Below are 23,731 nucleotides of genomic sequence, written 5' to 3'. Positions count from 1 at the left end.
CCGATGGTACTGCAGGGGGGACCCTGTGGGAGAGTAGGACACCGCCGAACAATTTTTGAGAAATCCCCCGTGCCATTCGGCACGGGGGATTTCTGTTTTATCGACTTTATTGGGCCGTAGCCGGGCACTATTGTTGCCCGCATGAGTTACATGATCCGGTCCGTTCGTGCTCACGAGTGGCCCGCTGCCAAGGCGTTGCGGCTTGTGGCGCTTCAGGATCCGGTTGCTCCTCTTGCCTTTCTGGAGAGCTTTGAGGAGGCGGTCGGTCGGCCCGACTCGTTCTGGCGGGAGCGTACGGCCTCGGGGGCGGAGGGGGCTGACGGAGCTCAGACGATCATTGCTGAGGCGCCGGGCGGGGAGTGGGTGGGGACCGTGACCGTGCTGCTGGAGGAGCCCGGGACCACGGACTGGGCCGGATTTCCGGTGGAGCGGAAGCAGGGGCATGTCGTCGGGGTCTTCGTGCGGCCCGAGGAGCGTGGCAGTGGGCTCACCGATGTGCTGTTCGACGCCGCCCTGGAATGGGCGTGGGCGCACGGGGCCGAGCGGGTGCGGCTGATCGTGCACGAGGACAACGGGCGGGCGCAGCGGTTCTATCGCCGGGTCGGCTTCGTGCCCAGTGGTGTGGTGGTGCCGCTTGCCGCGGCTCCGGGAGAGTCCGAGTTGGAGTTCGTGCTCGAACGCGCCTGACTACACGGGCAGTTCCGCGTCCGGCCAGCGGGTGCGGGCCTGTTCCTGGGACCGGAGCAGGGCCAGGGTCGGTAGCCCCCGGTCCGCTCCGGCGGCCAGCAGCTCCGGGAGCTGGGGAAGCGGAGCCACGGCTGCGACGTCGTCCAGGACGAGCGTCAGTGGTGGGTCGAGGCGACCGGAGGATGACCGTTCGGCCATGCGCCGGCCACGCTCGACCACGCTTGAGGTGAGGGCCGTCAGAAGTGGCATCGCGCCCGGGTTGGTCCTGGGGTCCTCGATCGATTCACCCACCACATAAAGCGTGCCCCCTTCGTCGATGAAGGAATCCAAGGCGAGGGCATCATTTCGGTTGGGAGTGCAGGCCTCGCGGACGTTGACGGTGAAGAGTGCGGAGAGGGCCCGGCTGGTCAACTCCTGGGCGATGTCGCGGCGTTCCGGGTGGGCGGTGAGGGCGGCCTCCAGCTCGCCGGCCGCGCCCGGTGCCGCCTTCGGGCTGGTGCGGAGGGTTCGCACGGCGTCCTGGATCTGGGTGCCCTGGCACCAGCGGTGGACGTGGCGGATGGTGCGGGCTTCTATGGCCGCTGCGTGGAGGTAGCTGCGCAGGAGCGTTTCGGCTACGTCGGCCACGGCCTGGTCGATCTTGGCGGTGGGCCGGATCGGGGCGAGGAGGGCGTGGGCTCGGGCCTTGGCTGTTTCCTTGTCCTCGCAGCCGGTTGTGGGGGACCAGTGGAGGCGGGCCGGGGTGTCGCAGAGGTGGGTGGGGTCGTAGACGTGGACCGGGCCCAGTTTGGCTCTGGCGTCCTTGGTGTCCGCCCACAGGGTCGGGTTCGAGGTGACTACGAGGGTGGGGCCTTCCGCGTCCCTGATGGCCTGGGCTGCGGTTGAATGGCGGGTTGCCGGTGGGGCGTAGAGGATTGCGCCTTCGGCGCGAGATGTTTCCCACCCGCCCACGCGTACGACATTCGTCGTCGGGTGCGGGTGGCCCTCGTGGGGCTGGAGCGCCGTTGGCGGCTGCGGCTGCGGCTGCGGCTGCGGCTGCGGCTGCGTGGGCGAGGCCGAGAGCAGGTGCGCGGTGGCGGATGGCTGCGTCTGCTTAGTAAGTGGCGCCGTGGCGGCCTGCTGTGGCTCTGTCGCCGGTCTCGGTGCCGGTACCTCGTGGAACGGTTCCGTGGGGGTCGGGCCCGACTCCGACTGCCGTTCCTGCGCCCGAGCCGCCAGTTTCTCCGCCTTCGTCCTCGCCCGTACCGCCCTCCACCGGGCCAGTGTTCCCATCACGAAGATCGTCAGGACGACCAGGACCATCAACTGGCCGATGAACAGACCCCAGACCAGGCCGTAGCCGGAGAGCTGGTCCGTGGGGGTGTCGGGCCATGCGCCGGGGATGTCCTGGGGGTGGCCGATGAGGTGGCGCATGGCCACGGGGGTACGGGTGAAGGTGACGGACCGGGGCCAGTCGCCGTGGGCGAACCAGCCCGCGAGGCCCGTCGCCGACCAGACCAGCAGGGTCATGCCGAGGAGGAAGGCGAGTATGCCGACCAACAGCCCGTCGGGGACGCCTCCTTGGCCGTCCTGGTGACGGCGGTCGTCCGGTCTCACCACTGCCCCCTCCTACGCCACCGTCGACTCGGAGTCGCCCATGTGCTGTTCCACGAAGGCAGCCGCCCGCTCCTCGGCCTCCAACTCCGCGGCCCGCAGGGCGTCGTCGGCGAGCTCGTGGTCGGCGGAGGACTCCGTCATAGCGCGGTCGGTGAAGACCAGTGGCCGTTCCGTTTCGGTGACCAGGTGTTTGACCACCTGGACATTGCCGTTGACGTCCCAGACGGCGATGCCGGGAGTGAGGGTCGGGATGATCTCCACCGCCCAGCGGGGCAGGCCCAGCACGCGGCCCGTGGCCCTTGCCTCGTCCGCTTTTTGGGCGTAGATCGTCCTTGTCGACGCCATCTTCAGGATCGCCGCCGCCTCCTTCGCCGCCGCTCCGTCCACGACGTCGGACAGGTGGTGGACGACCGCCACGAAGGACAGGCCGAGACGTCGGCCGAACTTCAGCAGGCGCTGGAACAGCTGGGCCACGAAGGGGCTGTTGATGATGTGCCAGGCCTCCTCGACCAGGAAGATGCGCTTCTTCCGGTCGGGGCGGATCCAGGTGTGTTCCAGCCAAACACCGACGATCGCCATGAGGATGGGCATGGCGATGGAGTTGCGGTCGATGTGGGACAAATCGAAGACGATCAGCGGCGCGTCGAGATCGATGCCGACCGTCGTCGGGCCGTCGAACATGCCCCGCAGGTCACCGTCGACCAGGCGGTCCAGGACCAGGGCGACGTCGAGGCCCCATGCGCGTACGTCCTCTATGTCGACGTTCATCGCCTCGGCCGACTCGGGCTCGGGGTGCCGTAGCTGCTCCACGATGTCCGTGAGGATCGGCTGGCGGTCCACGATCGTCTCGTTGACGTAGGCGTGCGCGACCTTCAGGGCGAAGCCGGAGCGCTCGTCAAGGCCGTGGCCCATCGCGACCTCGATGATGGTCCGCAGCAGGGCGAGCTGGCCGGTCGTGGTGATCGCCGGGTCCAGGGGGTTGAGGCGGATGCCCTGGTCCAGGGCTGCCATCGGGTCGAGCCGGATGGGAGTTATCCCCAGCTCCTGCGCGATGAGGTTCCATTCGCCCGCGCCGTCCTCGCCCTGGGCGTCGAGGACGACGACCTGGCGGTCGCGGAAGCGCAACTGGCGTAGGACGTACGTCTTTTCGAGCGCCGACTTGCCGTTGCCGGACTCGCCCAGGACCAGCCAGTGAGGAGCGGGCAGCTGCTGGCCGTAGAGCTGGAAGGGGTCGTAGATGTAGCCCTTGCCGGAGTAGACCTCGCGGCCGATGATCACGCCCGAGTCGCCGAGGCCCGGCGCGGCGGTCGGGAGGTAGACCGCCTGCGCCTGGCCGGTGGAGGTACGGACCGGCAGGCGGGTCGTCTCGACCTTTCCGAAGAGGAAGGACGTGAAGGCGTCGGTCAGGACGGACAGCGGATCCCGCATGAGCTCAGCCCCTACCTTCGGATGCCGGTGGCGAACGGGAGGGTGTTCACGAACGCGCGGTGGTGCTCGCGGTCGCACCACTCCAGCTTCAGGTACGACTTTCCGGCCGAGGCCCGGATGGTCCGCTTGTCGCGGGCCAGGGCCTCGGGGTTGCGGGAGGACACGGTGATGTAGCCGACCAGGTTGACGCCCGCCGCGCCGCTGGCGAGGTCCTCGCCGCGCTGGTCGAGACGGTTGTGGGCGGCGATGTCCCGGGGGTCCACGGTCCGGTTCATCTTGGCGGCGCGGCTCGCCTCCGCGTCGTCGTTGGTCTTCTCCGTCAGCATGCGCTCGATGGCGATCTCGGTGGGTTCGAGGTCCATCGTGACGGCGACCGTGCGGATGACGTCCGGGGTGTGGACGAGCAGGGGCGCCAGGAAGTTGACGCCCACCGGGGTCATCGGCCACTCCTTGACCCAGGCGGTGGCATGGCACCAGGGCGCGCGCGTGCTGGACTCCCGGGTCTTCGCCTGGAGGAACGTCGGTTCCATGGCGTCGAGTTCGGCCGGCCAGGCGTTGCGCTTGGTCATCGCCTGGATGTGGTCGATGGGGTGGTCGGGGTCGTACATGGAGTGGATCAGCGACGCCAGCCGGCCCTGGCCGAGGGGCTGCCGGACGCGGATGTCCGCCTCTTGCAGTCGCGAGCAGATGTCGGTCAACTCGCGGGCCATGACGACCGCGAGGCCGGCGTCCCGGTCGAGCTTGCGGCCGTTGTGGGGGCGCGCGGCACGGGCCATCGCCTGGGCCTCGGCGGCGAGTTCGCGGTTGTACTGCATGCAGGCGACGAGGTAGGCGCGGTGCTGCTCGCTGCTGGTGGACACCATCGACTGCAGTTGGTCGTACGAGGTCTGCAACCAGGGCAGCGCCTTGTCGTCCCCGCGTACGGCGACGTCCTTGGCGTGGGCGTCGGGGTCCGCGGGCAGGGTGCGGGCGAGCATCTGGATGCGGGTGACGAAGCCGTCGCCGTTGGCGACGTGCTTGAGCAGGGTGCCGAAGCGGTCGACGAGGGCCTCCTGGTCCTCGGAGTCGCGCAGGCCGACGCCGGGGCCCTCGATCTCGATGGCGGCGGTGACGGTCCGGCGGTCCGCGTGCAGCAGTACGGCGATCTCGTCGGGCCCGAACGGGGCGGCCAGCCAGTTGATCCGGCCGATGCCGGGCGGTGGGCCGACCTCGACCTCGCGGCCGTCGACGCGGGTGCCGGCCTCCATCACGGAGGAGCGGTAGGTGGTGCCCTGGCGCAGGGTGCGCTTGTAACTGCGGTTGATCTCGAACCACTTGTAGAAGGTGCGGCGCTTGTACGGCACGTAGACCGCGGCCAGCGCGATGAGGGGGAAGCCCATCAGCAGCACGATGCGCAGGGAGAGCACCGGGACGAGGAGCCCGCACATCATGCCGAGGAACGCGCCCGCGATGATCAGTGTGATCTCGCCGGACTCACGGTTGCGGCCGACGATCGCGTTCGGCCGGGCGCGGCCGATCAGATATGTACGGCGGGGCGTGACCGTATGCGACACGTGGGACTCGGTCGTCAACGCCCGTCACCTCCTGTGCTGTTGCTGCTGCTGTTGCGGTTGTTGCTGGCGTGCGGGGTGTTCACCGGGTTGCTCGAACGGGGGGCGGGAGCGGCGGAGGGGACAGATCCGCCGCCGCTGTTCGGGGTGCGCGAGCTGTGCGCGGCGACGCCGCCGGACGCCGGGTTGCTGGGGCGGGCGCCCGATCCTCCGGAGGACTGACCGTTGTTGTCGGCCCGGGTGCTGTGGGTCTTGATGCCCTGGGCGACCAGGGTGGCCGGGGAGCTGATGACCGCGGCGGCCTTGCCCTCGGCGCCCTGCATGATGCGGTTGTTGCGGGAGCCGGCGATCTCGTCGCCGAAGCCGGGGACGAAACGGTAGATCATCGCGCTGGCGAAGATGGCGAGCAGGATGATCGCGAGGCCGGAGACCACGGCGGAGAAGGCGTCGGGGCCGTCGTCGGAGGAGAGCGCGCCGGCGAGGCCCAGCACGATGACGATGACCGGTTTGACCAGGATCACCGCGATCATGATGCCGGCCCAGCGGCGGACGTGGCCCCAGAGGTTCTTGTCGACGATGCCGGCGTAGACGACGGTGCCGAGGAGGGCGCCGACGTAGAGCAGGGCGGCGCGGATGACGAGCTCCAGCCAGAGGACTCCGGCGGCGAGGATGCTCACGAGTGACACGACGATGAGCATGATCGGGCCGCCGCCGATGTCGTTGCCCTTTTCCAGGGCGCCGGAGAAGGTGCCGAAGAACGTGTCGGTCTGGTCGCCGGTGGCCTTCGCGAGGACCTCTGAGACGCCGTCAGTGGCGGAGACGACGGTGTAGAGGATCAGGGGGGTGAAGGCGGAGGCGAGCACGGTCAGCCAGAGGAAGCCGATTGCCTCGCTGATGGCGGTGGTGAGGGGGACGCCTCGCACCGCGCGCTTGGCGACTGCGAGCAGCCACAGGAGGAGGGTGAGGATGGTCGACGCCGCGAAGACGACGGCGTACTGCTGGAGGAACTTCTGGTTGGTGAAGTCGACGTTCGCGGTGTCCTTGACGGCCTCGCTGAGCTTGTCGATGGTCCAGGCGGCGGCTTTGGCGCAGCTGTTGGCCAGGGAGGACATGGGGTCGAGGGTGGAGGTGGGGTCGTCGTTGATCGACCCGCCGCTCTGCTTGCTGCTGCGGTCGCTTTCGCACAGCTCGCGAGCAGTGCCGGTGATCAGGTCGCAGGCACCGTCACTCGCCGAGGGTGATGGTGAAGGTGAAGGGGCCGCGAAGGCACGGGTCGCCAGAAGCACGGCGGCCGTCTGTACAGCTGTGACCGCTGCGGCGGTCTTGAGTACGTAGCGATTACCGCGCATAGGTGAACCCTCCGTACTCGTCAACGGCCTTCGCCATGTCGTCGGCGCTGGAGGCCGGGTCGTCGCCTGGGACGGGCGCCGGGCCTTCCTTCTGGGACTGTGTGACGACCTTCCAGTCGTCGGCCGCCCACTCGAGTTTCATGGTGACGGTGAACCAGCTGTTGGTGACGGGGTTCGTGGAGTTCTCGCCTGCCATCCCGAGGAGCCCGCTGCACCAGACCTCGACGGTCGCGTTGTTCCCGGAGGACGCGGTGGCCTTGGTGCCGATCGGGCTCGTACGGGACACGAATGTGTAGCCGGTGGGTGTGGAGCCGTCCTCGTTCAGCCCGACGTTCTTGTTGAAGGCGGCGGTGTAGGCCCGGTCCATGGTCGACTGGAACGCGGCCACACGCGAGGGGGCGATGATGACCTGGAGCATCGCGTCGCGCTTGGCCTTGTCGAACATGTCGGCCGAGCCCAGCGCCACCGCGTAGTTCGCCGCCGCGCTCTGCGCTCCCTGGGTGTCGTGCGCGTAGCCCGTGGGGATCGCGCCCGAGGTGGACTGAACCGGCTTGGTACCGCTCGGCGCTGTCGTCGTCGCCTTCGGCTGCCCCCCCGCCCCCTCCGCCGAGCTTGCGGAATCGTCTCCTCCGCGGTTCGCGAAGGCGATCGCGGCGATCAGGAGGACGATGACGCCGACCACGGTGACCAGGCTTCTGGAGGACGAGCGGCCGCCCCGACGGGCGCCGCCGTAGACGTCGGCGCCGCCCTCCGGGTACCGGGTGCGGGTCTGGCCCGTGCCGCCGTAACCGCCGGAGCCGTCCTGGTCGTCTCCGAGACTCATGCCGCTCACGCCCCCTCGACGTCGTACGAAAACGCGTAGGAGTACGACGGTAGCCGCGCGGGTTCCCGCGCGGGTGCGGTGTGGTGACTCGACATCAGGGAACGCAACCTCAGCCGGTGGGCACTGCGGACGGGTGGGGTAGAGGGGGTGTACCGGACGCGACGCCTATACGGCCATGCCGTACACGATAGTGAAGAGCGTGCCCAGGGAGCCGATGATGAAGACTCCGGTCAGGCCCGCGACGATCAGGCCCTTGCCCTGTTCCGCGCTGAAGGTGTCCCGCAGGGCCGTGGCGCCGATGCGCTGTTTCGCGGCGCCCCAGATGGCGATGCCGAGGCAAAGCAGGATGGCGACTGCCATGACGACCTGGATCATCGTCTTCGCTTCGGTCCCCAGCGCCCCGAAGGGCCCCCAGTCGGGAGCGATCCCGCCGATGATGGTGTTGATGTCTCCCTTGTCGGCCGCAAAGAACATGTAAGTCACCGCCCCTGGTGGGTAGTTCTGCTTCCCCTGCGAGGGTGCAGGGGTCAGGCCTCATTGTCGCTGACAATTCCGCCCTCGTATGTCGACTTGGCGGCATTGATGGGCGGGTTTCGTACGAACGACTGTCTGGTCACTCTGTGTATCACGGCAGGTCACGCCGGGCAATGAGGCCTGAGCGGAACCTGTCGTGTGGTTCCGTCGTTAACCCCTGTTTCGACCTGCGACGCTTCTGGCACCGACGTTCTGCGGGTGAAGGCTATCCCGGAGCGGACCAGGCATGCCGAACGGGCCGCGGAAGGGGAAACCGCGGCCCGCTTGTTGACGGAGAGTCAGCCGGTGAAGGCGTCCAGGCCCTGCGGGGTGCCGAGGCCGGTCGGGCCGTCGTAGCCCGACGTGGCGCTGCAGTAGTAGCTGACGGAGCAGGTGCCGTTGTTGCCCGAGGTCACGTCGTTGAGCGCCGAGGTGTCCGCATAGGGGTACTGGGCCGGGTAGTCGCTGCTTCCCGGGGTGCCCGCGAGGGCGTACACCGACGCGATGATCGGGGCGGAGGCGCTGGTGCCGCCGTAGGTGTTCCAGCCCGTGCCGTCGTCGCCGTAGGAGTCGTAGACGGAGACTCCGGTGGCCGGGTCGGCCACGGCCGAGACGTCGGCGATCATGCGCTTGGTGCAGCTCGCGTCGGTCTGCCAGGACGGCTTGGCGTCGTAGGCGGAGCAGCCGGAGCCGGTGCCCTCGGTGGAGCTGGTCTTCCAGACGCTCTCGGTCCAGCCGCGGGAGGTGGAGGAGGTGGAGAGCTTGGTTCCGCCGACCGCGGTGACGTACCTGGAGGCGGCCGGGTACTCGGCGCCGTAGCCGGAGTCGCCGGCGGAGACGGTGATGGCGACGCCGGGGTGGTTGAAGTACGAGGAGTCGTACGAGGTGTCGCTCGACGACTCGGAGCCGCCGTAGGAGTTGGAGACGAACTTGGCGCCCAGCTTGACGGCTTCGTTCACGGCCGTGCCCAGGTTGGCCATGCTCGACGACTTCGCCTCGACCAGCACGATGTTGGCGTTGGGGGCGATGGCGGAGACCATGTCGAGGTCGAGGGAGATCTCACCGGCCCAGCCGCTGTCGGCGGTGGGCAGGGAGGTGGTGGAGCCGGTCTGGCTGACCTTCTTGAAGCAGCCGTTGGCGGTGGTGCACGCCGGCAGGCCGTAGTAGTCGCGGTAGGTGGCCAGGTCGGCCTCGGCGTTGGGGTCGTCGTAGGCGTCGACGATGGCGACGGTCTCGCCCGAGCCGTTGGAGGCGGCCGCGTCGGTCAGGCCGTAGGCGGACTGGAGGTCGCTCGGGCCGTAGCCGGTCGGGGTGGCGGAGGAGGCGTTCGGCTTGAGGGTCTTGGCAGTCACGCCCTTCAGCGCGGCCTGCTTCTCCATGTACGCGGTGGTGCCGCCGGTGACGCGCAGGGCGTTGCAGGCGGCGTAGCCCTTCTTGGGGGTGGCGTCACACGCGCTCTCGTACTGCACATGGGCCTTGGCGACGGCGGTGGCGACGGCCTTGGCGCTCACGTGGTCGGGCGTGGCCGCGGTGGCCTGGGCGGCGGTGCCGAGTCCGGCGAACACGAGGGCGCCGGTGGCCACGGCGGTGGAGCCGATCCGGCGCCATCTGCCGGATATGTGGGGGGTGTTGGGAGTACGCAACGTACAGCCTCCTGAGAGTGGTTGCAGAGGCCTGCGGTGGGGGACCACCGGTGAGGTTCCCGGTGGGGGCGGCGACCCGCGTAGACCATCGCCTTGTTGAGTACGTGACAACAAGGCGGGTTCCGGAATCCTGACTCCCGCCTTACCGAAGGGTGTTGGGGGATTGCTGATCAATGGCGGGCGGATGGGCGGGGCATGGCCGCGGCTTGACCATCTGCACGCGTCGCACACAATTCCCGCGTGCTGCGGGACGGCGGGGCGGGGCTCCGGATCAGCGGGGCTTGAGGCCGTGCATCAGGTGATGGACCAGTTCCGTCACGGCGGCCATGGCGGCCTCGGTGGTGAACTTGCCGGTGACGGCGAAGGACGCGAGGCCGTGGAGCGCGGTGCCCACGACGAGGGTGAGGTGCTCGGGGTCGCCGTCGATGATCTCGCCCCGCTGCTGGGCGGCCGCGACGGCCCGCTCCAGGGCGCCCACCGTGCGGTCGATGGCGGCGGCCATCTGTTCGGCGGCGTCGGGCTCGTGCTTGCGGGCGAACATCAGCTCCAGGAGCTCGGCGTTGTCGATGGCGAAGCCGAGGTAGGCCCGGGCGAGGGTGGTGAGGCGGTCCTGGAGGGGCAGTCCTGGTTCGTCGGCGGCTTCGAGGACCTCGGCCATGCGGTCGTATCCGGCCAGGGCGAGGGCGTTGAGCAGGGCCTGCTTGTCCTTGAAGTGCCGGCCGGGGGCGGCATGGCTGACGCCGAGGTCGCGGGCGAGTTCGCGCAGGGAGAGGGCGGCGGCGCCCTTGTCGCGCAGGGTGCGCTCGGCGGCGGCGAGGAGGGCGGAGCGGAGGTCTCCGTGGTGGTAGGGGCGGGTCCCGGGCATCTCGGCTGGCATGGGCGCCATCGTATCCGGATGTAGACGACGCCAGCATTGTTGTCATTGACAGCATTGTTGGCAGCGTCTACATTCGGGGCATGGCTACCGACAAGCAGCAGAAGTGGAACGCGATCCGCCTCCCCGACCAGACCGGCCGCACAGCGGTGGTCACCGGGGCGAACAGCGGTATCGGACTCCGGGCCGCCGAGGCCCTGGCCGGGGCGGGCGCGCACGTCGTGTTCGCCGTACGGGACCCCGAGCGCGGCGAGGCGGCGGCGAGGACCGTGAACGGCAGCACGGAGGTCCGGCGTCTGGACCTGGCGGACCTGTCCTCGGTGCGGGAGTTCGCGACCGGCTGGGACCGCCCGCTGGACCTGCTGATCAACAACGCGGGCGTGATGATGATCCCGCAGCAGCTGACGGCGGACGGCTTCGAGAAGCAGTTCGGCACCAACCATCTCGGCCACTTCGCGCTGACGAACCTGCTGCTGCCGTATGTCACGGACCGGGTGGTGACGGTGTCCTCGGGGCTCCACCGCGGTGGCAGCGGGGTGATCGACTTCGACGACCTGAACCAAACGGCGAACTACCGGCCGACCCGCGCCTACGCCCAGTCGAAGCTGGCCAACCTGCTGTTCACGCTGGAACTCCAGCGCCGCCTCACGGAGTCGGGCTCCAGGGTCCGTGCCACGGCCGCCCACCCCGGGTACGCGAAGACCAACCTCCAGAGCCACGCGGCGAACCCGCTGATGCGTGGCTTCCTGCGGATCGGCAACCGGTTCATGGCCCAGGACGACAGCGCGGGCGCCCTGCCGACGCTGTACGCGGCGACGCAGGACCTGCCGGGGGCGAGCTATGTGGGCCCGGACGGCCTCGGGGAGTCACGGGGAGCGCCGACGCTGGTCGGCCGCAGCGCCGCGGCGAGTGACCCGGCCGCTGCACGGCGGCTGTGGACGGTGTCGGAGGAGCTGACCGGGACGCGTTTTCCACAGGGTGTGGGGACGCGGGGCTGAACGTGCGGCACCTCGGGACGGCCGGGACGCGGGCCCGAGGCTCTCCCGGAACGGGAGCAGTGCGTCGGCGACCGCCCAGTCGCGCCAGACGCCCAGGACATCGCCGTAGAGGCGGGCCATGTCGTCCCGGGTGGCCCACAGGACCTGCAGCGGGCGCTCGATGCGGCGGCCGGACCGTCGGTCGGCGTCGTCGTGGTCCCGGTCGACACCGAGGCCCGCCCGGTGGTCCTCGCACATGGCGTGCACGGTGGCCGGGTCATGGATCGCGCGCCGGTGGTCCTCGTACGCCTCGGCTCCCATCCGCTCGGGAGCGGCCCGGTACCAGGCGTCGGGGGCGGCGTTGATGACGCGTTCGGCGGGCTTGTCCGTCTGGCCGCGGAAGAACCGGTGCCACCAGCTCGCGGCGACTCCGGCGTCGCAGCGTCGCAGGGCCTTACCGATGGGTACGGCTTTCAGCACGCTGACGCGCCCCGGTCGTGCCCGACGACCGCGAACCGCTCGTGCCCGAGTCGGCGCATGACCGCCATGCAGTCACCGGCCATGGCGCGCTTGGAGTACGGACGGTGTTGCTGGTCGGTCGCGGGCTTCTCGGACCCGCCGTAGCCGCGCAGTTCGGGGCAGACCACCGTGCGGCCCGCCGCGGCCGGCAGCGGGGCGACCCGGTGCCAGGTGGCGTGCAGTACGGCGGGACCGCTGCCGCCGTGTCGGACGCGCAGCCGGACGCCGTCCTCGCCCTCGCGGCGGGTCAGCTCGAAGCCGTCGAAGACGTGGCTCTGGGTGCCCACGGGCGCAGTCTCCACGCGGCGGCCGGTTGACGCGTTTCTCACCTTCGTGCGGAATGCTCACGTCCGATGAAGCGCACGCCACGTCTCGCTCTCCACGTCGTCGTCGTTCTGCTCACCGTCACCTCGGCCTCCGAAGCGGTCGCCGACGACGGGACAGGGCCCTTCGGGGTGACGACGGTCGCCGCGGCCATCCCGCAGAACGCCCGCGTGGGCGCCCTGTTCGACGGCACGCAGCACTTCTGCACCGCCTCCGTCGTCCGCAGCCCGCACCGGGATCTCATCGTCAGCGCCGCGCACTGTCTCGACGACAGCGACGGCGACCTCGTGTTCGTGCCCGGATACCGGGACGGCCGGGCACCGTACGGCAGGTGGAAGGTAGGGAAGCGGTACATGCCCGCGGGGTGGTCCAGGGCGCAGGACGAGGACAGCGACGTCGCCTTCGCCAGGGTCGAGGGGGACGTCCAGGACGCCGTCGGCGGGAACCGGTTCGTGACCGGCACCGCCACCGGGGCCACCGCCGTCACCGTCACCGGGTATCCCTCCGCCCGGAACGTGCCGATCGGCTGCACCAACAAGCCGATCGCGCACAGCCGTACGCAGCAGCGGATCGAGTGTCCCGGGTTCACCGGCGGTACCAGCGGCAGTCCCTGGGTGAACGGGGACGGGCAGGTCGTGGGGGTGCTGGGCGGGCACGAGCAGGGCGGGGCGACGGCCGACGTGTCCTACAGCGTGGTGCTCGGGGCGGAGGCCGCCGCGCTCTACCGGGACGCGGTCTGCTGATCTTTGTGCCGCCCCCCGAGTACCGCGGTTTCCGTCGGGGAAAGCTCATAAACTGGCGCGGGCGTACTCCCAGTGTCCGAGGGGCGGTTGACGGTGCGTAAGGCGTGGCTCGTGGCGGGCGCCGCTCTCGGAGCGGGGCTCAGCTTCGTGATGCTGCTCGTCGTGGGGGTCTACGTCGTCGCCGGGAATCTCGCGAACGGCGTGGGCGGGGCCGCCAAGTCCCTGGCCAAGGGGGCCGTTCCGGCCGCGTACCAGCCCCTCGTGCAGAAGTGGGGCAACCTCTGCCCCGCCATCAACCCGGCCCTGCTCGCCGCCCAGCTCTACCAGGAGAGCGGATTCAACCCGAAGGCCCAGAGCGCCGCGGCGGCACAGGGAATAGCGCAGTTCATTCCCGGGACCTGGGCCACGCACGGGGTCGACGGGGACGGGGACGGCGACAAGGACGTCTGGGATCCCAATGACGCGATTCCCTCGGCGGCTTCGTACGACTGCAAGCTCGCGTCCTATGTGAAGGACGTTCCCGGGAACATCACCGCCAACATGCTCGCCTCCTACAACGCGGGCGCCTACGCGGTCATCAAGTACGGGGGCGTGCCGCCGTACACGGAAACCCAGAACTACGTGAAGACCATCACGACTCTGGAGGAGAGCTTCGCCGCGCCGACGACCCGCGTCGATCCCTCCAGGCAGGCCGCCGGTGCCATCTATTACGCGCAGAAGAAGCTCGGGACGCCTTATCTGTGGGGCGGTACCGGTACCGCTGCGCAGGGCGGACGCTTCGACTGTTCCGGGCTGACGCAGGCCTCGTACGAGAGTGTGGGGATCACGCTGCCGCGCGTTGCGAACGACCAGTACAACGCGGGCCCGCATCCGGCCAGAAGTGAACTGTTGCCGGGGGATCTGGTGTTCTTCTCCAAGGACCTCACCAACTCGCGCGCCATCCACCATGTAGGGATTTATGTGGGCGGCGGGTACATGATCGACGCGCCGAGAACAGGTGCTGTGATCCGGTTCGACCCGATCGACACTTCTGAGTACTTCGGTGCCACGCGGGTCACCGAAGATGGCGCGAAAGCATTGCCCACGACGGTGTGACGGAACGTGAAACCCACCCCCTGAGCTGCGGCGATGTGTCTCTCTTCGATAACGTCTGCGTGATCATTCAGTGGAGTGTGGAACGTATTAACAGGAGCCGTGCGTTCCTGAGGGCGTAGCCGAGCGCACATGGGTACGCCGGGAAAGACGACGAAGGGGCCGCAGGACCATGGCTGTTCTCGCCGAATCCGGGTCGAACCCCGACGTCGACCTGCTCTACGACATCAACGGCCTGGCCAAGGACGCCCCGCACTGGTTCGACCGGGTCATGGAGTATGTCGGGGAGTACGGCATCCTGCTGGGCATGGTCCTGCTCGTCGTGTGGTGCTGGTGGTCCGTGCGGCGGCGTGGCGGTGAGGACGCGGCGGGGTCCGTGGCCGCGCTGGTGTGGGCGCCGTTGGCTGCCGCGATCGCAGTGCTGGTCAACGTGCCCATAAGGGGGTTCGTCGAGCGGCCCCGGCCCTTCCGGACGCACGAGGGACTTGAGGTTCTGGTCTCCGGCAAGACCGACTATTCGTTTGTGAGCGACCACGCGACGATCACCATGGCGATGGCGGTCGGCTTGTTCGTGGCCCATCGGAAGTTCGGTCTCTTCGGCATTGCGCTCGCGCTGCTCGAAGGGTTTTGCCGGGTTTATATGGGTGTGCACTATCCGACGGATGTCATCGGCGGGTTCGCGCTCGGTACCGCTGTGGCTCTGCTGCTGTCCCCGCTTGCGATGGCCCTTCTCGCGCCGGTCATGAAGGCGGTGGAGGGGTCGTCGAAGGGGGCGTGGATCGTGCGCGCACGAGGGGTCGAGCGGGGGGCCCCGGTGATTCCCGGGGCCCGGCAGGAGGCCGCGGCTTCCGAGAGGGACCTGGCCGCGTAGAAGGACCTACAGCGACTGCGGGTACGTGAAGAACGCCTGCGGGTCGTACTGCTTCTTCAGCTTTGCCAGCTTGCTCGCCGCGTCGCCGTAGTACGCCTTCCGCCAGTCCTTCAGCGTCGGGTCCGTGTAGTTCTGGTACGCCGCTCCCGAGGCGTAGGGCTTCATCGCGTTGTGGGCCCCCGTCAGCCAGCTCTGGGCCGTCGAACCCGTGGTTCCCGCCTTCCAGGACGCTATGTACTGGGCCAGCATGCGGGAGCGGCGGTGGACGAAGGCCGTGGCCGTGGGGGAGACGCGGTTGACCGCTCCGCCGAGGGCGGTCAGGGCGATGCTGCCCGAGCCGCCCCGGACCGAGGTGATCTGCTTCAGGAGGGTCTGGATGCCGGCGGCCGAGATCGAGCGGTCGAAGAAGTCCGAGCGGGCCGCGTAGGTCTCGCGGCCGAGGGCGCCCTGGGGGGAGCGGCCCGGGGTGGAGCCGGGCAGGTGGCACTTGGCGTCCGTGGAGAAGGACGAGCAGCCCGCGTACGCCTCCATCGCGCTCTCGTAGGAGTGCCGCCGGAGCGTGACGCTGCGGGCAGGTGAGCCGATCCGGTCGGCCAGGCGGTCGAGCGCGTTCTGGAGCTCGCCGTAGGTGCCCATGGAGAACGCGGCGACCGCCACGGAGGGCGAGCCGCCGTTCTCCAGATGGCAGGAGGACCAGATCTCGTCGGGCTGGCCGGGACCCCACTCCTGCCACGCCCTCACCACGGCGGCCGCCTTCGACCAGGGCCAGGTCGCGTACGCGGTCACGCCCTGCGGGGCCGGGTGGGTCCTGAAGTGCAGTTCGGTCACCACGCCGAAATTGCCGTTGCCCGCGCCGCGCAGCGCCCAGAACAGGTCCTTGTTGGTGGTGGCGTTCGCGGTGAGCTGCTTGCCGTCGGCCGTTATCAGCGTCGCCTGGGTGAGGTTGTCGCAGGTCAGTCCGTAGGCCCGGGAAGCCACGCCGTGGCCGCCGCCCAGGGTGAGACCGGAGACGCCGACCGTCGGGCACGAGCCGGCCGGGATCGTCACGCCCTTGGCGGTGAGGGCCCGGTAGACGTCGATCAGCTTGGCGCCGGCGCCGACCACGGCGGTGCCGCCCGAGGCGCGGACGCGGTTCAGCCTGGAGACATCGACGATCAGCCGGTTGTTTCCCGAGGACCAGCCGGCGTACGAGTGGCCGCCGTTGCGGATCGCCACCCGGATGTCGTGGGCGCGGGCGTAGGCGAGCGCGGTGCGGATGTCGTCCGTGTTCGCCACGTACGCCACCGCCGCGGGCTTCAGCGAGTCGAAGCGGGTGTTGTAGAGCTGGCGGGCGGTCGCCCAGTCGGAGTCGCCGGGGCGGGCCAGGGCGCCGTCCAGGTCGCGGGCGAGGGCTGACCAGTTCGCGGCGGCCGCGGCGGGCGTACGGGAGGAGAGGGACCGGGCGACGGTGCTCTGCGTGGCGTCGGCGCTTCCGCCGTTTTCGCACGCGGCCGTGCCAACCGCGGCGAGCGCGGCCGCGCCGCCCCCGATGAACGTACGCCGTTCCATGTGTCCGTGCCTTTCGTCGGCCTCGTCGGCTTCCGTGGAACGAGACGGTACTGAGGGGGCGCGGGTTCCCGCGTGGGTTCCGGAATCACACTGTGCCCTCGACGTAAGCGTTCCGTGACCTCACCGCACCTTCTGCAGGGGTTCACCCGCCGTTCACTTCCGGCCATAAACGCCTTCACCTGATCTGCCTAATTTCGGCCTTACGCGATGCGTGGTGCGTCTCGAATGCGCATCCGTATCACCCAGACTTCGCGCACGCCGCCGGATTCAGGACGGCGGCTCCCGGAAGGAACTCAAGTGAAGCTTCAGCGCAAGAACCGGCGGGCCCTCGCCTTCGGTGCTCTCGCCGTCTCCGGCGCCCTGGCCCTCACGGCGTGCGGCTCCGACGACACCAGCGACGGCAGCGGCAGCAGCGCGTCCGCGACGGCGGCCGCGGGCAACATCAAGTGTGACGACGCCAAGGGCCAGCTGCTCGCCGACGGCTCTTCCGCGCAGAAGAACGCGATCGACGCCTGGGTCAAGCAGTTCACCGCCGCGTGTGGTGTGCAGATCAACTACAAGGGCAGTGGTTCCGGCGCGGGCATCACCGCGTTCACCAACGGCCAGGTCGCCTTCGCCGGCTCCGACTCCGCGCTGAAGCCGGAAGAGGTCACCGCCTCCAAGAGCGTCTGCTCCGGCGGCCAGGCGATCGACCTTCCGATGGTCGGCGGCCCGATCGCGGTCGGCTTCAACGTTTCCGGCGTCGACAAGCTCACGCTGAACGCCGAGACGCTCGCCAAGATCTTCAACAACCAGATCACCAACTGGAACGACCCGGCGATCAAGGCTCTGAACAAGGACGTCACCCTTCCGGACCTGAAGATCCAGGCGTTCCACCGCTCGGACGAGTCCGGCACCACGGACAACTTCACCAAGTACCTGATCGACCAGGCCAAGGACTCCTTCCCGTACGAGGGCGGCAAGGCCTGGCAGGCCAAGGGCGGCCAGTCGGCGTCCGGCTCCTCGGGTGTGGCCCAGCAGGTCAAGCAGACCAACGGCGCCATCGGCTACTTCGAGCTCTCCTACGCCAAGGACGGCATCAAGCCGGTCTCCCTCGACACCGGTGCCGCCGCCCCGGTCGAGGCCACCGTCGCCAACGCCACCAAGGCCATCGCCGAGGCCAAGGTCGTCGGCACCGGCTCGGACCTGGCGCTGAAGCTGAACTACGGCACCAAGGCCGACGGCGCCTACCCGATGGTCCTGGTGACCTACGAGATCGCTTGCGACAAGGGCAACAAGGCCGACACCCTGGCCGGTACCAAGGCGTTCCTGCGCTACATCGCCTCCGAGGACGGCCAGAGCGTCCTGGAGGCCAACGACTACGCGCCGATCCCCGACGACATCATCGCCAAGGTCCGCACCACCATCGAGGGCCTGAGCTGACCTGAGTGTGCAGTCCGGTCCGGGGCTTGCGGGTCCCGGACCGGACCGCACCGTCCGGTGCACCGCCGCCAGGAGCCGCACAGCACGTACGGCTCCGCAGACCGGAGAACCCGATGGACACGACACAGATAACAGACACTCCTCCCCCCACCCCCCAGCCCCCCACGGCCGAGCAGAAGCGCGCGGCCCGTGGCGCCACCCGACCCGGTGACCGGATCTTCCTCGGTCTCTCCCGCGGGTCGGGCATCCTGCTGTTGGTGATCATGGCCGCGATCGCGGTCTTCCTCACCTATCGCGCCTCGATCGCGATCAGCAAGGACGAGGCCAACTTCTTCACCGCCTTCGAGTGGAACACCCAGCTCGTCCCGCCGAAGTTCGGTATCGCGGTCCTCGCCTTCGGCACGATCGTCTCCTCGATCGTCGCCATGGCCATCGCGGTCCCGATCGCGGTCGCCATCGCGCTGTTCCTCACGCACTACGCCCCGCGCAGGCTGAGCGGTCCCATCGCCTACGTGATCGATCTGCTCGCCGCCGTGCCGTCCATCGTCTACGGCCTCTGGGGCGCCCTGATCCTCGTCCCTCACATGAACGGCCTCTTCGGCTGGCTGAACGACTACCTCGGCTGGACCGGCATCTTCTCCTGGCAGGGCGGCGCGCCCCGCTCGATGCTCACCGTCGGCGTACTGCTCGCGATCATGATCCTGCCGATCATCACCAACGTGAGCCGCGAGGTCTTCCGCCAGGTCCCGCAGATGCACGAGGAGGCGGCCCTGGCGCTCGGCGCCACCCGCTGGGAGGTGATCCGCATGGCGGTCATCCCCTTCGGCCGCTCCGGTGTGATCTCCGCCTCGATGCTCGGCCTCGGCCGTGCGCTCGGCGAGACGATGGCCGTCGCGACCGTGCTCTCGCCGACCTTCGACATCCAGAGCAGCCTGCTCGACCCGGGCGGCGGCACCTTCGCCCAGAACATCGCCAGCAAGTTCGGTGAGGCCAGCGAGACGGGCCGGGACGCGCTGATCGCCTCCGGTCTGGTCCTGTTCGTCATCACCCTGCTGGTCAACGGCGCGGCCCGCGTGATCATCGCCCGCCGCGCGGAGTACTCGGGGGCCAACGCATGAGCAACGCCGTCATCGCCGAAAAGCGCCCCAGCACCCTGCGTGGCGCCAGCCTTCCCAAGTGGGCCCCGTACGCCATCGCCGTCGGCTCCGTCGCCCTCGGTCTCGGCATCAGCGCGGCCGCCGGTCTGGACAGCAGCATCCAGTGGGCCCTGATCGCCGCGATCCTCTTCATCGGCGGTACGTACGGGATCGCCGCCCGCGTGGAGGGCCGCCGCCAGGCCAAGGACCGGGTCGCGACCGCTCTGGTCTGGGTCGCCTTCCTGCTCGCCCTGATCCCGCTGGTCTCCCTGGTGTGGTCGACCGTCTCGCGCGGTGTGAAGGTCCTCGACTTCTACTTCCTGAGCCACTCCATGGGCCTGATCTCCGACTCCGAGCCGGGCGGTGGCATCTACCACGCCATCCTCGGCAGCCTGGAGCAGGTCGCCCTCGCCACGGTCATCGCCGCGCCGATCGGTGTGCTCACCGCCGTCTACCTGGTGGAGTACGGCCGCGGCAAGCTCGCCAAGTCCGTCACCTTCTTCGTCGACGTGATGACCGGTATCCCGTCGATCGTCGCGGGCCTGTTCATCCTGTCGATCATGCTGATGGCCGACATGCAGCCCTTCGGCTTCGCCGGCTCGCTCGCGCTGGCCATCCTGATGATGCCGGTCGTCGTCCGTTCCACGGAGGAGATGCTCAAGCTCGTCCCGAACGAGCTGCGCGAGGCGTCCCTGGCGCTCGGCGTCCCGAAGTGGCGCACCATCCTGAAGGTGGTCCTGCCGACCTCGATCGGCGGCATCACGACCGGCATCATGCTGGCGATCGCGCGTATCGCGGGCGAGACCGCCCCGGTGCTCCTCCTGGTCTGGGGGAACTCGCTCATCAACTCCAACCCGTTCGAAGGTGCGCAGCAGTCGCTGCCGCTGTACATCTACCAGCAGTACGCGAACAGCGCGGGTGCCGGTGCGGCGTACGACCGAGCGTGGGCGGCGTCCCTGACCCTGATCGCCTTCGTGATGATCCTCAACCTGGTGGCTCGCGGGATCGCCCGCTGGAAGGCCCCGAAGACCGGTCGCTGACGCGGCCATACAGCGACCGAAGATCTGGAAGTGAAGTAGTCATGGCCAAGCGAATCGACGTAAGTGGGCTGACCGCCTACTACGGCTCCCACAAGGCGATCGAAGACATCTCGATGACGGTCGAGCCCCGCTCGGTGACGGCCTTCATCGGCCCCTCCGGCTGCGGCAAGTCGACCTTCCTGCGCACGCTGAACCGTATGCACGAGGTCACCTCGGGCGGCCGGGTCGAGGGCAAGGTGCTCCTCGACGACGAGGACCTGTACGGCCAGGGCATAGACCCCGTGTCCGTGCGCCGCGAGGTCGGCATGGTCTTCCAGCGCCCGAACCCGTTTCCCACGATGTCGATCTTCGACAACGTGGCGGCGGGGCTGCGCCTGAACGGCTCGTACAAGAAGTCCGAGCTGGCGGACGTCGTCGAGAAGTCCCTCAAGGGCGCGAACCTCTGGAACGAGGTCAAGGACCGCCTGAACAAGCCGGGTTCGGGCCTGTCCGGTGGTCAGCAGCAGCGTCTGTGCATCGCGCGGGCGATCGCGGTCGAGCCCAAGGTCCTGCTGATGGACGAGCCCTGCTCGGCCCTGGACCCCATCTCGACCCTCGCCATCGAGGACCTGATCGGTGAGCTGAAGGAGCGCTTCACGATCGTCATCGTGACGCACAACATGCAGCAGGCCGCCCGTGTCTCCGACCGCACGGCTTTCTTCAACCTGGCGGCCGTCGGCCAGCCCGGCAAGCTGATCGAGATCGACGAGACGGAGCGCATCTTCTCCAACCCGTCGGTCCAGGCCACGGAGGACTACATCTCCGGCCGCTTCGGCTGAGCCGAGGGCCTCATTGACCCCTCGCGGTGCTGCATGGCGGTGCCACCGCGAGGACACAGAGGGCCCGCCCCCGGATTCCGGGGGCGGGCCCGTTGTCGTATGCGGCAGCCGCAGGTCGGCCGATTCCGGGCCGCATCGTCGGCGGACAGGTTCTTCAAGAGTTCTTCATCATCCCCTTCCTACGATCGGCCTGCCTGCCGCGGTGGCGGTCGGGTCCGACAGGAGTGGGGGAGAACCGATGAGGGTGAATCGGGTACTGCTGGCCGTCGCGGCCTCGGTCGCGGCCTTCGCGGTGGCCGGGTGCGGCGGCGGCGACGGCGGGTCGAAGGTCCCGACGGCCGCGGGCGGCACGGCCAAGGCGTCCGGTACGGCGAGCGCGCAGGCCGGCGGGGACGACGTGGCCGCGTACGTCGAGGCGCAGCGCACCTATGTGAAGTGCCTGCGGGACAACGGGATCGACGCACCGGACCCGGACGCCAAGGGGAACATCGACTTCGGGGGCGGTGACGACGTGCTCGCCCTGAAGAAGAACCCGAAGTTCAGGACGGCCACCGAGCAGTGCGCCAAGTATCAGGTCGCCGTCCCCGAGAGCGTCGAGAACGGCAACCAGCCCTCCCTGTCTCCCGAGCAGATCAAGGTGAAGCTCGAGTACGCCGAGTGCATGCAGAAGAACGGCGCCGCCGACTTCCCCGACCCCGGCCCCGACGGTCTCGGGCAGGGCGAGTGGGACCAGAGCTCCGCCTCCGCGAAGCGGGCCATCCGGATCTGCGGGCCGATCGTCGGAGTCCCGGCCGACGCGAGCCCGGGCAAGGGCTGATCATGACGGAGACGGTGCCACAGATCGACGACGAGCCCGGGACGGCTCCCGCGCCGGCGCCGGGCGTACGGCGTCGACGTACGGCCTTGATCGTCTCGGCCATGGTCCTCGTGGCCGCTGTCTCCGTGGTCGGGGCGCTGGGGCTCGGGGGCGGCGGGGACGAGGAGCCGAGTGCGCCGTCCCGGGCCGGTTCGCTCGTCCCGGTCACCCGGTCCACGCTGACCGAACGCACCACCGTGGACGGACAGTTGGGATACGGCACGGAGATACCGCTGCCGGTCAAGGCGACGGGGACCGTGACCTGGCTGCCCGAGACGGGGGCGTCGGTGAAGCGCGGGGACGCGCTGCTGCGCGTCGACGACCGCCCGGTGGTGCTCCTGTACGGGAGCCTGCCCATGTACCGGGATCTGGGACTGGGGTCCGGCACGTCGGAGTCGGAGTCGGAGTCGGGGGAGGCTCAGGCGGAGCAGGGGTCGGACGGCGGCACCGACGCCAAGTCGGCAGCCCCGAGCGCCACCCCGTCGGCCGCGGCGACCGACGCCGCGACCGAGCTCACCGGCATGGACGTCCTCCAGTTCGAGACCAACCTGGCCGCGCTCGGCTACTCCGGCTTCACCGTGGACGAGACCTTCACCGCCGGCACCGCGGCGGCGGTCAAGCGCTGGCAGAAGGCGCTCGGCGAGCCGCAGACCGGCACGGTCGGCATCGGGGACGTCATCTACTCCGCCGGCAAGGTGCGGATCGGCCACCCGGGCGTCCGGCTCGGCGGGGCCGTCGGCGAGAACACCCTCTCGTACACCGGCTCGACGCGGAAGGTCGTGGTCAACGCCTCAGCGGCGGAAGCGAGTTGGGCCGTACGCGGCACGGCCGTCACAGTACGGCTGCCGGACGGCGCGGCGGCGCGGGGCGAGGTTGCCTCGGTCGGCAAGGAGGCGACCGCGCCCGAGGGAGGCGAGGCGGGCTCCGGCGAGACGTCGGCGACCGTACCGGTGACCGTCACGATCAAGGACCAGAAGGCGCTGGGGCAGTTGGAGAGCGGACCCGTCACCGTCGAGTACGTGGGCCGGGAGGCCAAGCAGGTGCTGACGGTCCCGGTGGCCGCGCTGGTCGCGCTCGCGGAGGGCGGCCACGGCCTGGAGACCACGGACGGCACCTTCGTCGCCGTGAAGACGGGGCTCTTCGCGGACGGCAGGGTCGAGGTGAGCGGTTCCGCGGTCCGCGAGGGCCTGAAGGTGAGGATTCCGGAGTGAGCGGCGGATCTGCGACGGTCGTGGAGTTCGACGCGGTCTCCAAGACGTATCCGGGTGGGGTGACGGCGCTCAGTGACGTGAGCCTGTGCGTCGGGCGGGGCGAACTGGTCGGCGTGGTGGGCCCCTCGGGCTCCGGCAAGTCCAGCATGCTCCACCTCATGGGCAGCCTCGACCGGCCCTCGGCGGGGCGCGTCCTGATCGACGGCCACGACGTGGCGCGGCTGTCCGACCGCGAGGTCTCCGCGCTGCGGGCCACCCGGATCGGCTTCGTCTTCCAGCAGTTCCATCTGGCGGTCGGCGTTCCGGTGCTGGACTCGGTCGCGGACGGCCTGCTCTACGCGGGCGTCCCGCTACGGCGCCGACGCGCGCAGGCCGCCGAGGCGCTGGCCCGGGTGGGACTCAGCCACCGGGTCCGTCATCTGCCGCACCAGCTCTCCGGCGGGGAACGGCAGCGGGCCGCGGTCGCCCGTGCGGTCGTAGGCGGACCGTCGGTGCTGCTGGCGGACGAGCCGACCGGGAATCTCGACTCCGCGTCGGGGGCGGCCGTACTTGAGCTGCTGCGGGAGCTGCATGCCTCGGGCACCACCGTCGTGATCATCACGCACGACCGTGAGATCGCCGCCGGGCTGCCCCGCCGTCTGGAGATGCGTGACGGCCGGCTGATCGGGGACACCGCGCGGAACACGACGATAGGGGCCGCGTGGTGAGCGA

The 23,731-nt window shown here is 69.5% G+C and carries 21 protein-coding genes and 1 pseudogene; 12 read left to right on the top strand and 10 right to left on the bottom strand.

Annotated features, from left to right (window positions below):
* The first annotated feature begins 141 nt into the window (after window positions 1-141).
* The gene (locus ACI2L1_RS08005) at window positions 142-687 is read left to right on the top strand and encodes a GNAT family N-acetyltransferase (RefSeq protein ID WP_404738444.1); all 546 of its coding nucleotides are present in this window, start codon (window positions 142-144) and stop codon (window positions 685-687) included.
* Here ACI2L1_RS08005 and ACI2L1_RS08000 read toward each other — a convergent pair whose 3' ends face one another.
* From ACI2L1_RS08000 to ACI2L1_RS07965, 8 genes are all read right to left on the bottom strand, one after another.
* Window positions 688-2,283, bottom strand: a complete 1,596-nt coding sequence (locus tag ACI2L1_RS08000; protein ID WP_404738443.1) for a type VI secretion protein — start codon at window positions 2,281-2,283, stop codon at window positions 688-690.
* Window positions 2,284-2,295: 12 nt separating this feature from the next.
* Window positions 2,296-3,711: an ATP-binding protein gene (locus ACI2L1_RS07995; protein WP_404738442.1), complete on the bottom strand. Its 1,416-nt coding sequence runs from the start codon at window positions 3,709-3,711 to the stop codon at window positions 2,296-2,298.
* An 11-nt stretch (window positions 3,712-3,722) separates the two neighbouring features.
* Window positions 3,723-5,282 carry an SCO6880 family protein gene (locus ACI2L1_RS07990; protein ID WP_404738441.1) on the bottom strand — a complete coding sequence of 520 codons (1,560 nt, stop codon included), beginning with the start codon at window positions 5,280-5,282 and terminating at the stop codon, window positions 3,723-3,725.
* Window positions 5,279-6,610: a hypothetical protein gene (locus ACI2L1_RS07985; protein WP_404738440.1), complete on the bottom strand. Its 1,332-nt coding sequence runs from the start codon at window positions 6,608-6,610 to the stop codon at window positions 5,279-5,281. The genes ACI2L1_RS07990 and ACI2L1_RS07985 overlap by 4 nt, the downstream gene beginning before the upstream one ends.
* Window positions 6,600-7,433 carry a hypothetical protein gene (locus tag ACI2L1_RS07980; protein WP_404738439.1) on the bottom strand — a complete coding sequence of 278 codons (834 nt, stop codon included), beginning with the start codon at window positions 7,431-7,433 and terminating at the stop codon, window positions 6,600-6,602. The genes ACI2L1_RS07985 and ACI2L1_RS07980 overlap by 11 nt, the downstream gene beginning before the upstream one ends.
* 165 nt (window positions 7,434-7,598) lie before the next feature.
* Window positions 7,599-7,907 (bottom strand): hypothetical protein, encoded by a 309-nt coding sequence (locus tag ACI2L1_RS07975; protein ID WP_020140250.1) that lies wholly within the window; start codon window positions 7,905-7,907, stop codon window positions 7,599-7,601.
* Window positions 7,908-8,245: 338 nt separating this feature from the next.
* Entirely contained in the window at window positions 8,246-9,589 is a 1,344-nt protein-coding gene (locus ACI2L1_RS07970; RefSeq protein WP_404738438.1) for a peptidase S8, read from the bottom strand.
* Between the two features lie 271 nt (window positions 9,590-9,860).
* Entirely contained in the window at window positions 9,861-10,475 is a 615-nt protein-coding gene (locus tag ACI2L1_RS07965; protein WP_404738437.1) for a TetR/AcrR family transcriptional regulator, read from the bottom strand.
* A gap of 71 nt (window positions 10,476-10,546) precedes the next feature.
* Here ACI2L1_RS07965 and ACI2L1_RS07960 point away from each other — a divergent pair, with 71 nt between their 5' ends.
* Entirely contained in the window at window positions 10,547-11,461 is a 915-nt protein-coding gene (locus ACI2L1_RS07960) for an oxidoreductase (RefSeq protein WP_404738436.1), read from the top strand.
* 72 nt (window positions 11,462-11,533) lie between these two features.
* On the opposite strand, the pseudogene ACI2L1_RS07955 reads toward ACI2L1_RS07960, so the two are convergent.
* A pseudogene (locus tag ACI2L1_RS07955) lies at window positions 11,534-12,210 on the bottom strand (alpha/beta fold hydrolase); the annotation flags it as partial.
* A gap of 102 nt (window positions 12,211-12,312) precedes the next feature.
* Between ACI2L1_RS07955 and ACI2L1_RS07950 the strand changes: the two are divergent.
* From ACI2L1_RS07950 to ACI2L1_RS07940, 3 genes are all read left to right on the top strand, one after another.
* Window positions 12,313-13,026 carry a trypsin-like serine peptidase gene (locus ACI2L1_RS07950; protein WP_404738435.1) on the top strand — a complete coding sequence of 238 codons (714 nt, stop codon included), beginning with the start codon at window positions 12,313-12,315 and terminating at the stop codon, window positions 13,024-13,026.
* 150 nt (window positions 13,027-13,176) lie between these two features.
* Complete coding sequence (locus ACI2L1_RS07945) at window positions 13,177-14,121, top strand: NlpC/P60 family protein (protein WP_404738460.1); 945 nt, start codon at window positions 13,177-13,179, stop codon at window positions 14,119-14,121.
* Window positions 14,122-14,290: 169 nt separating this feature from the next.
* Window positions 14,291-14,989, top strand: a complete 699-nt coding sequence (locus tag ACI2L1_RS07940; RefSeq protein ID WP_404738434.1) for a phosphatase PAP2 family protein — start codon at window positions 14,291-14,293, stop codon at window positions 14,987-14,989.
* A gap of 6 nt (window positions 14,990-14,995) precedes the next feature.
* On the opposite strand, the gene ACI2L1_RS07935 is transcribed toward ACI2L1_RS07940, so the two are convergent.
* Window positions 14,996-16,537, bottom strand: a complete 1,542-nt coding sequence (locus tag ACI2L1_RS07935; RefSeq protein ID WP_404738433.1) for an FAD-binding oxidoreductase — start codon at window positions 16,535-16,537, stop codon at window positions 14,996-14,998.
* A gap of 297 nt (window positions 16,538-16,834) precedes the next feature.
* Between ACI2L1_RS07935 and pstS the strand changes: the two genes are divergently transcribed.
* The 7 genes from pstS (at window position 16,835) to ACI2L1_RS07900 (ending at window position 23,727) form a co-directional block, all read left to right on the top strand.
* Window positions 16,835-17,959: a phosphate ABC transporter substrate-binding protein PstS gene (pstS, locus tag ACI2L1_RS07930; RefSeq protein WP_404738432.1), complete on the top strand. Its 1,125-nt coding sequence runs from the start codon at window positions 16,835-16,837 to the stop codon at window positions 17,957-17,959.
* Window positions 17,960-18,072: 113 nt separating this feature from the next.
* The gene (pstC, locus tag ACI2L1_RS07925) at window positions 18,073-19,077 is read left to right on the top strand and encodes a phosphate ABC transporter permease subunit PstC (RefSeq protein ID WP_404738431.1); all 1,005 of its coding nucleotides are present in this window, start codon (window positions 18,073-18,075) and stop codon (window positions 19,075-19,077) included.
* On the top strand, window positions 19,074-20,135 hold the full coding sequence (gene pstA, locus ACI2L1_RS07920) for a phosphate ABC transporter permease PstA (RefSeq protein ID WP_404738430.1): 1,062 nt from the start codon (window positions 19,074-19,076) through the stop codon (window positions 20,133-20,135). Before pstC ends, pstA begins: the two co-directional genes overlap by 4 nt.
* A 41-nt stretch (window positions 20,136-20,176) precedes the next feature.
* Window positions 20,177-20,953 carry a phosphate ABC transporter ATP-binding protein PstB gene (gene pstB / locus ACI2L1_RS07915; RefSeq protein WP_352391660.1) on the top strand — a complete coding sequence of 259 codons (777 nt, stop codon included), beginning with the start codon at window positions 20,177-20,179 and terminating at the stop codon, window positions 20,951-20,953.
* 238 nt (window positions 20,954-21,191) lie between these two features.
* Window positions 21,192-21,770 (top strand): hypothetical protein, encoded by a 579-nt coding sequence (locus ACI2L1_RS07910; RefSeq protein WP_404738429.1) that lies wholly within the window; start codon window positions 21,192-21,194, stop codon window positions 21,768-21,770.
* A gap of 2 nt (window positions 21,771-21,772) precedes the next feature.
* On the top strand, window positions 21,773-23,020 hold the full coding sequence (locus tag ACI2L1_RS07905; protein WP_404738428.1) for a peptidoglycan-binding protein: 1,248 nt from the start codon (window positions 21,773-21,775) through the stop codon (window positions 23,018-23,020).
* Window positions 23,017-23,727 carry an ABC transporter ATP-binding protein gene (locus ACI2L1_RS07900; protein ID WP_404738427.1) on the top strand — a complete coding sequence of 237 codons (711 nt, stop codon included), beginning with the start codon at window positions 23,017-23,019 and terminating at the stop codon, window positions 23,725-23,727. Before ACI2L1_RS07905 ends, ACI2L1_RS07900 begins: the two co-directional genes overlap by 4 nt.
* The last annotated feature ends 4 nt before the right edge of the window (window positions 23,728-23,731 follow it).

This window comes from Streptomyces sp. NPDC019531 (assembly GCF_044903305.1).
In the GTDB taxonomy this organism is placed as follows: domain Bacteria; phylum Actinomycetota; class Actinomycetes; order Streptomycetales; family Streptomycetaceae; genus Streptomyces.
Note: the sequence above shows the minus strand (reverse complement) of the source record. Positions and strands in the feature narration are given on the sequence as shown.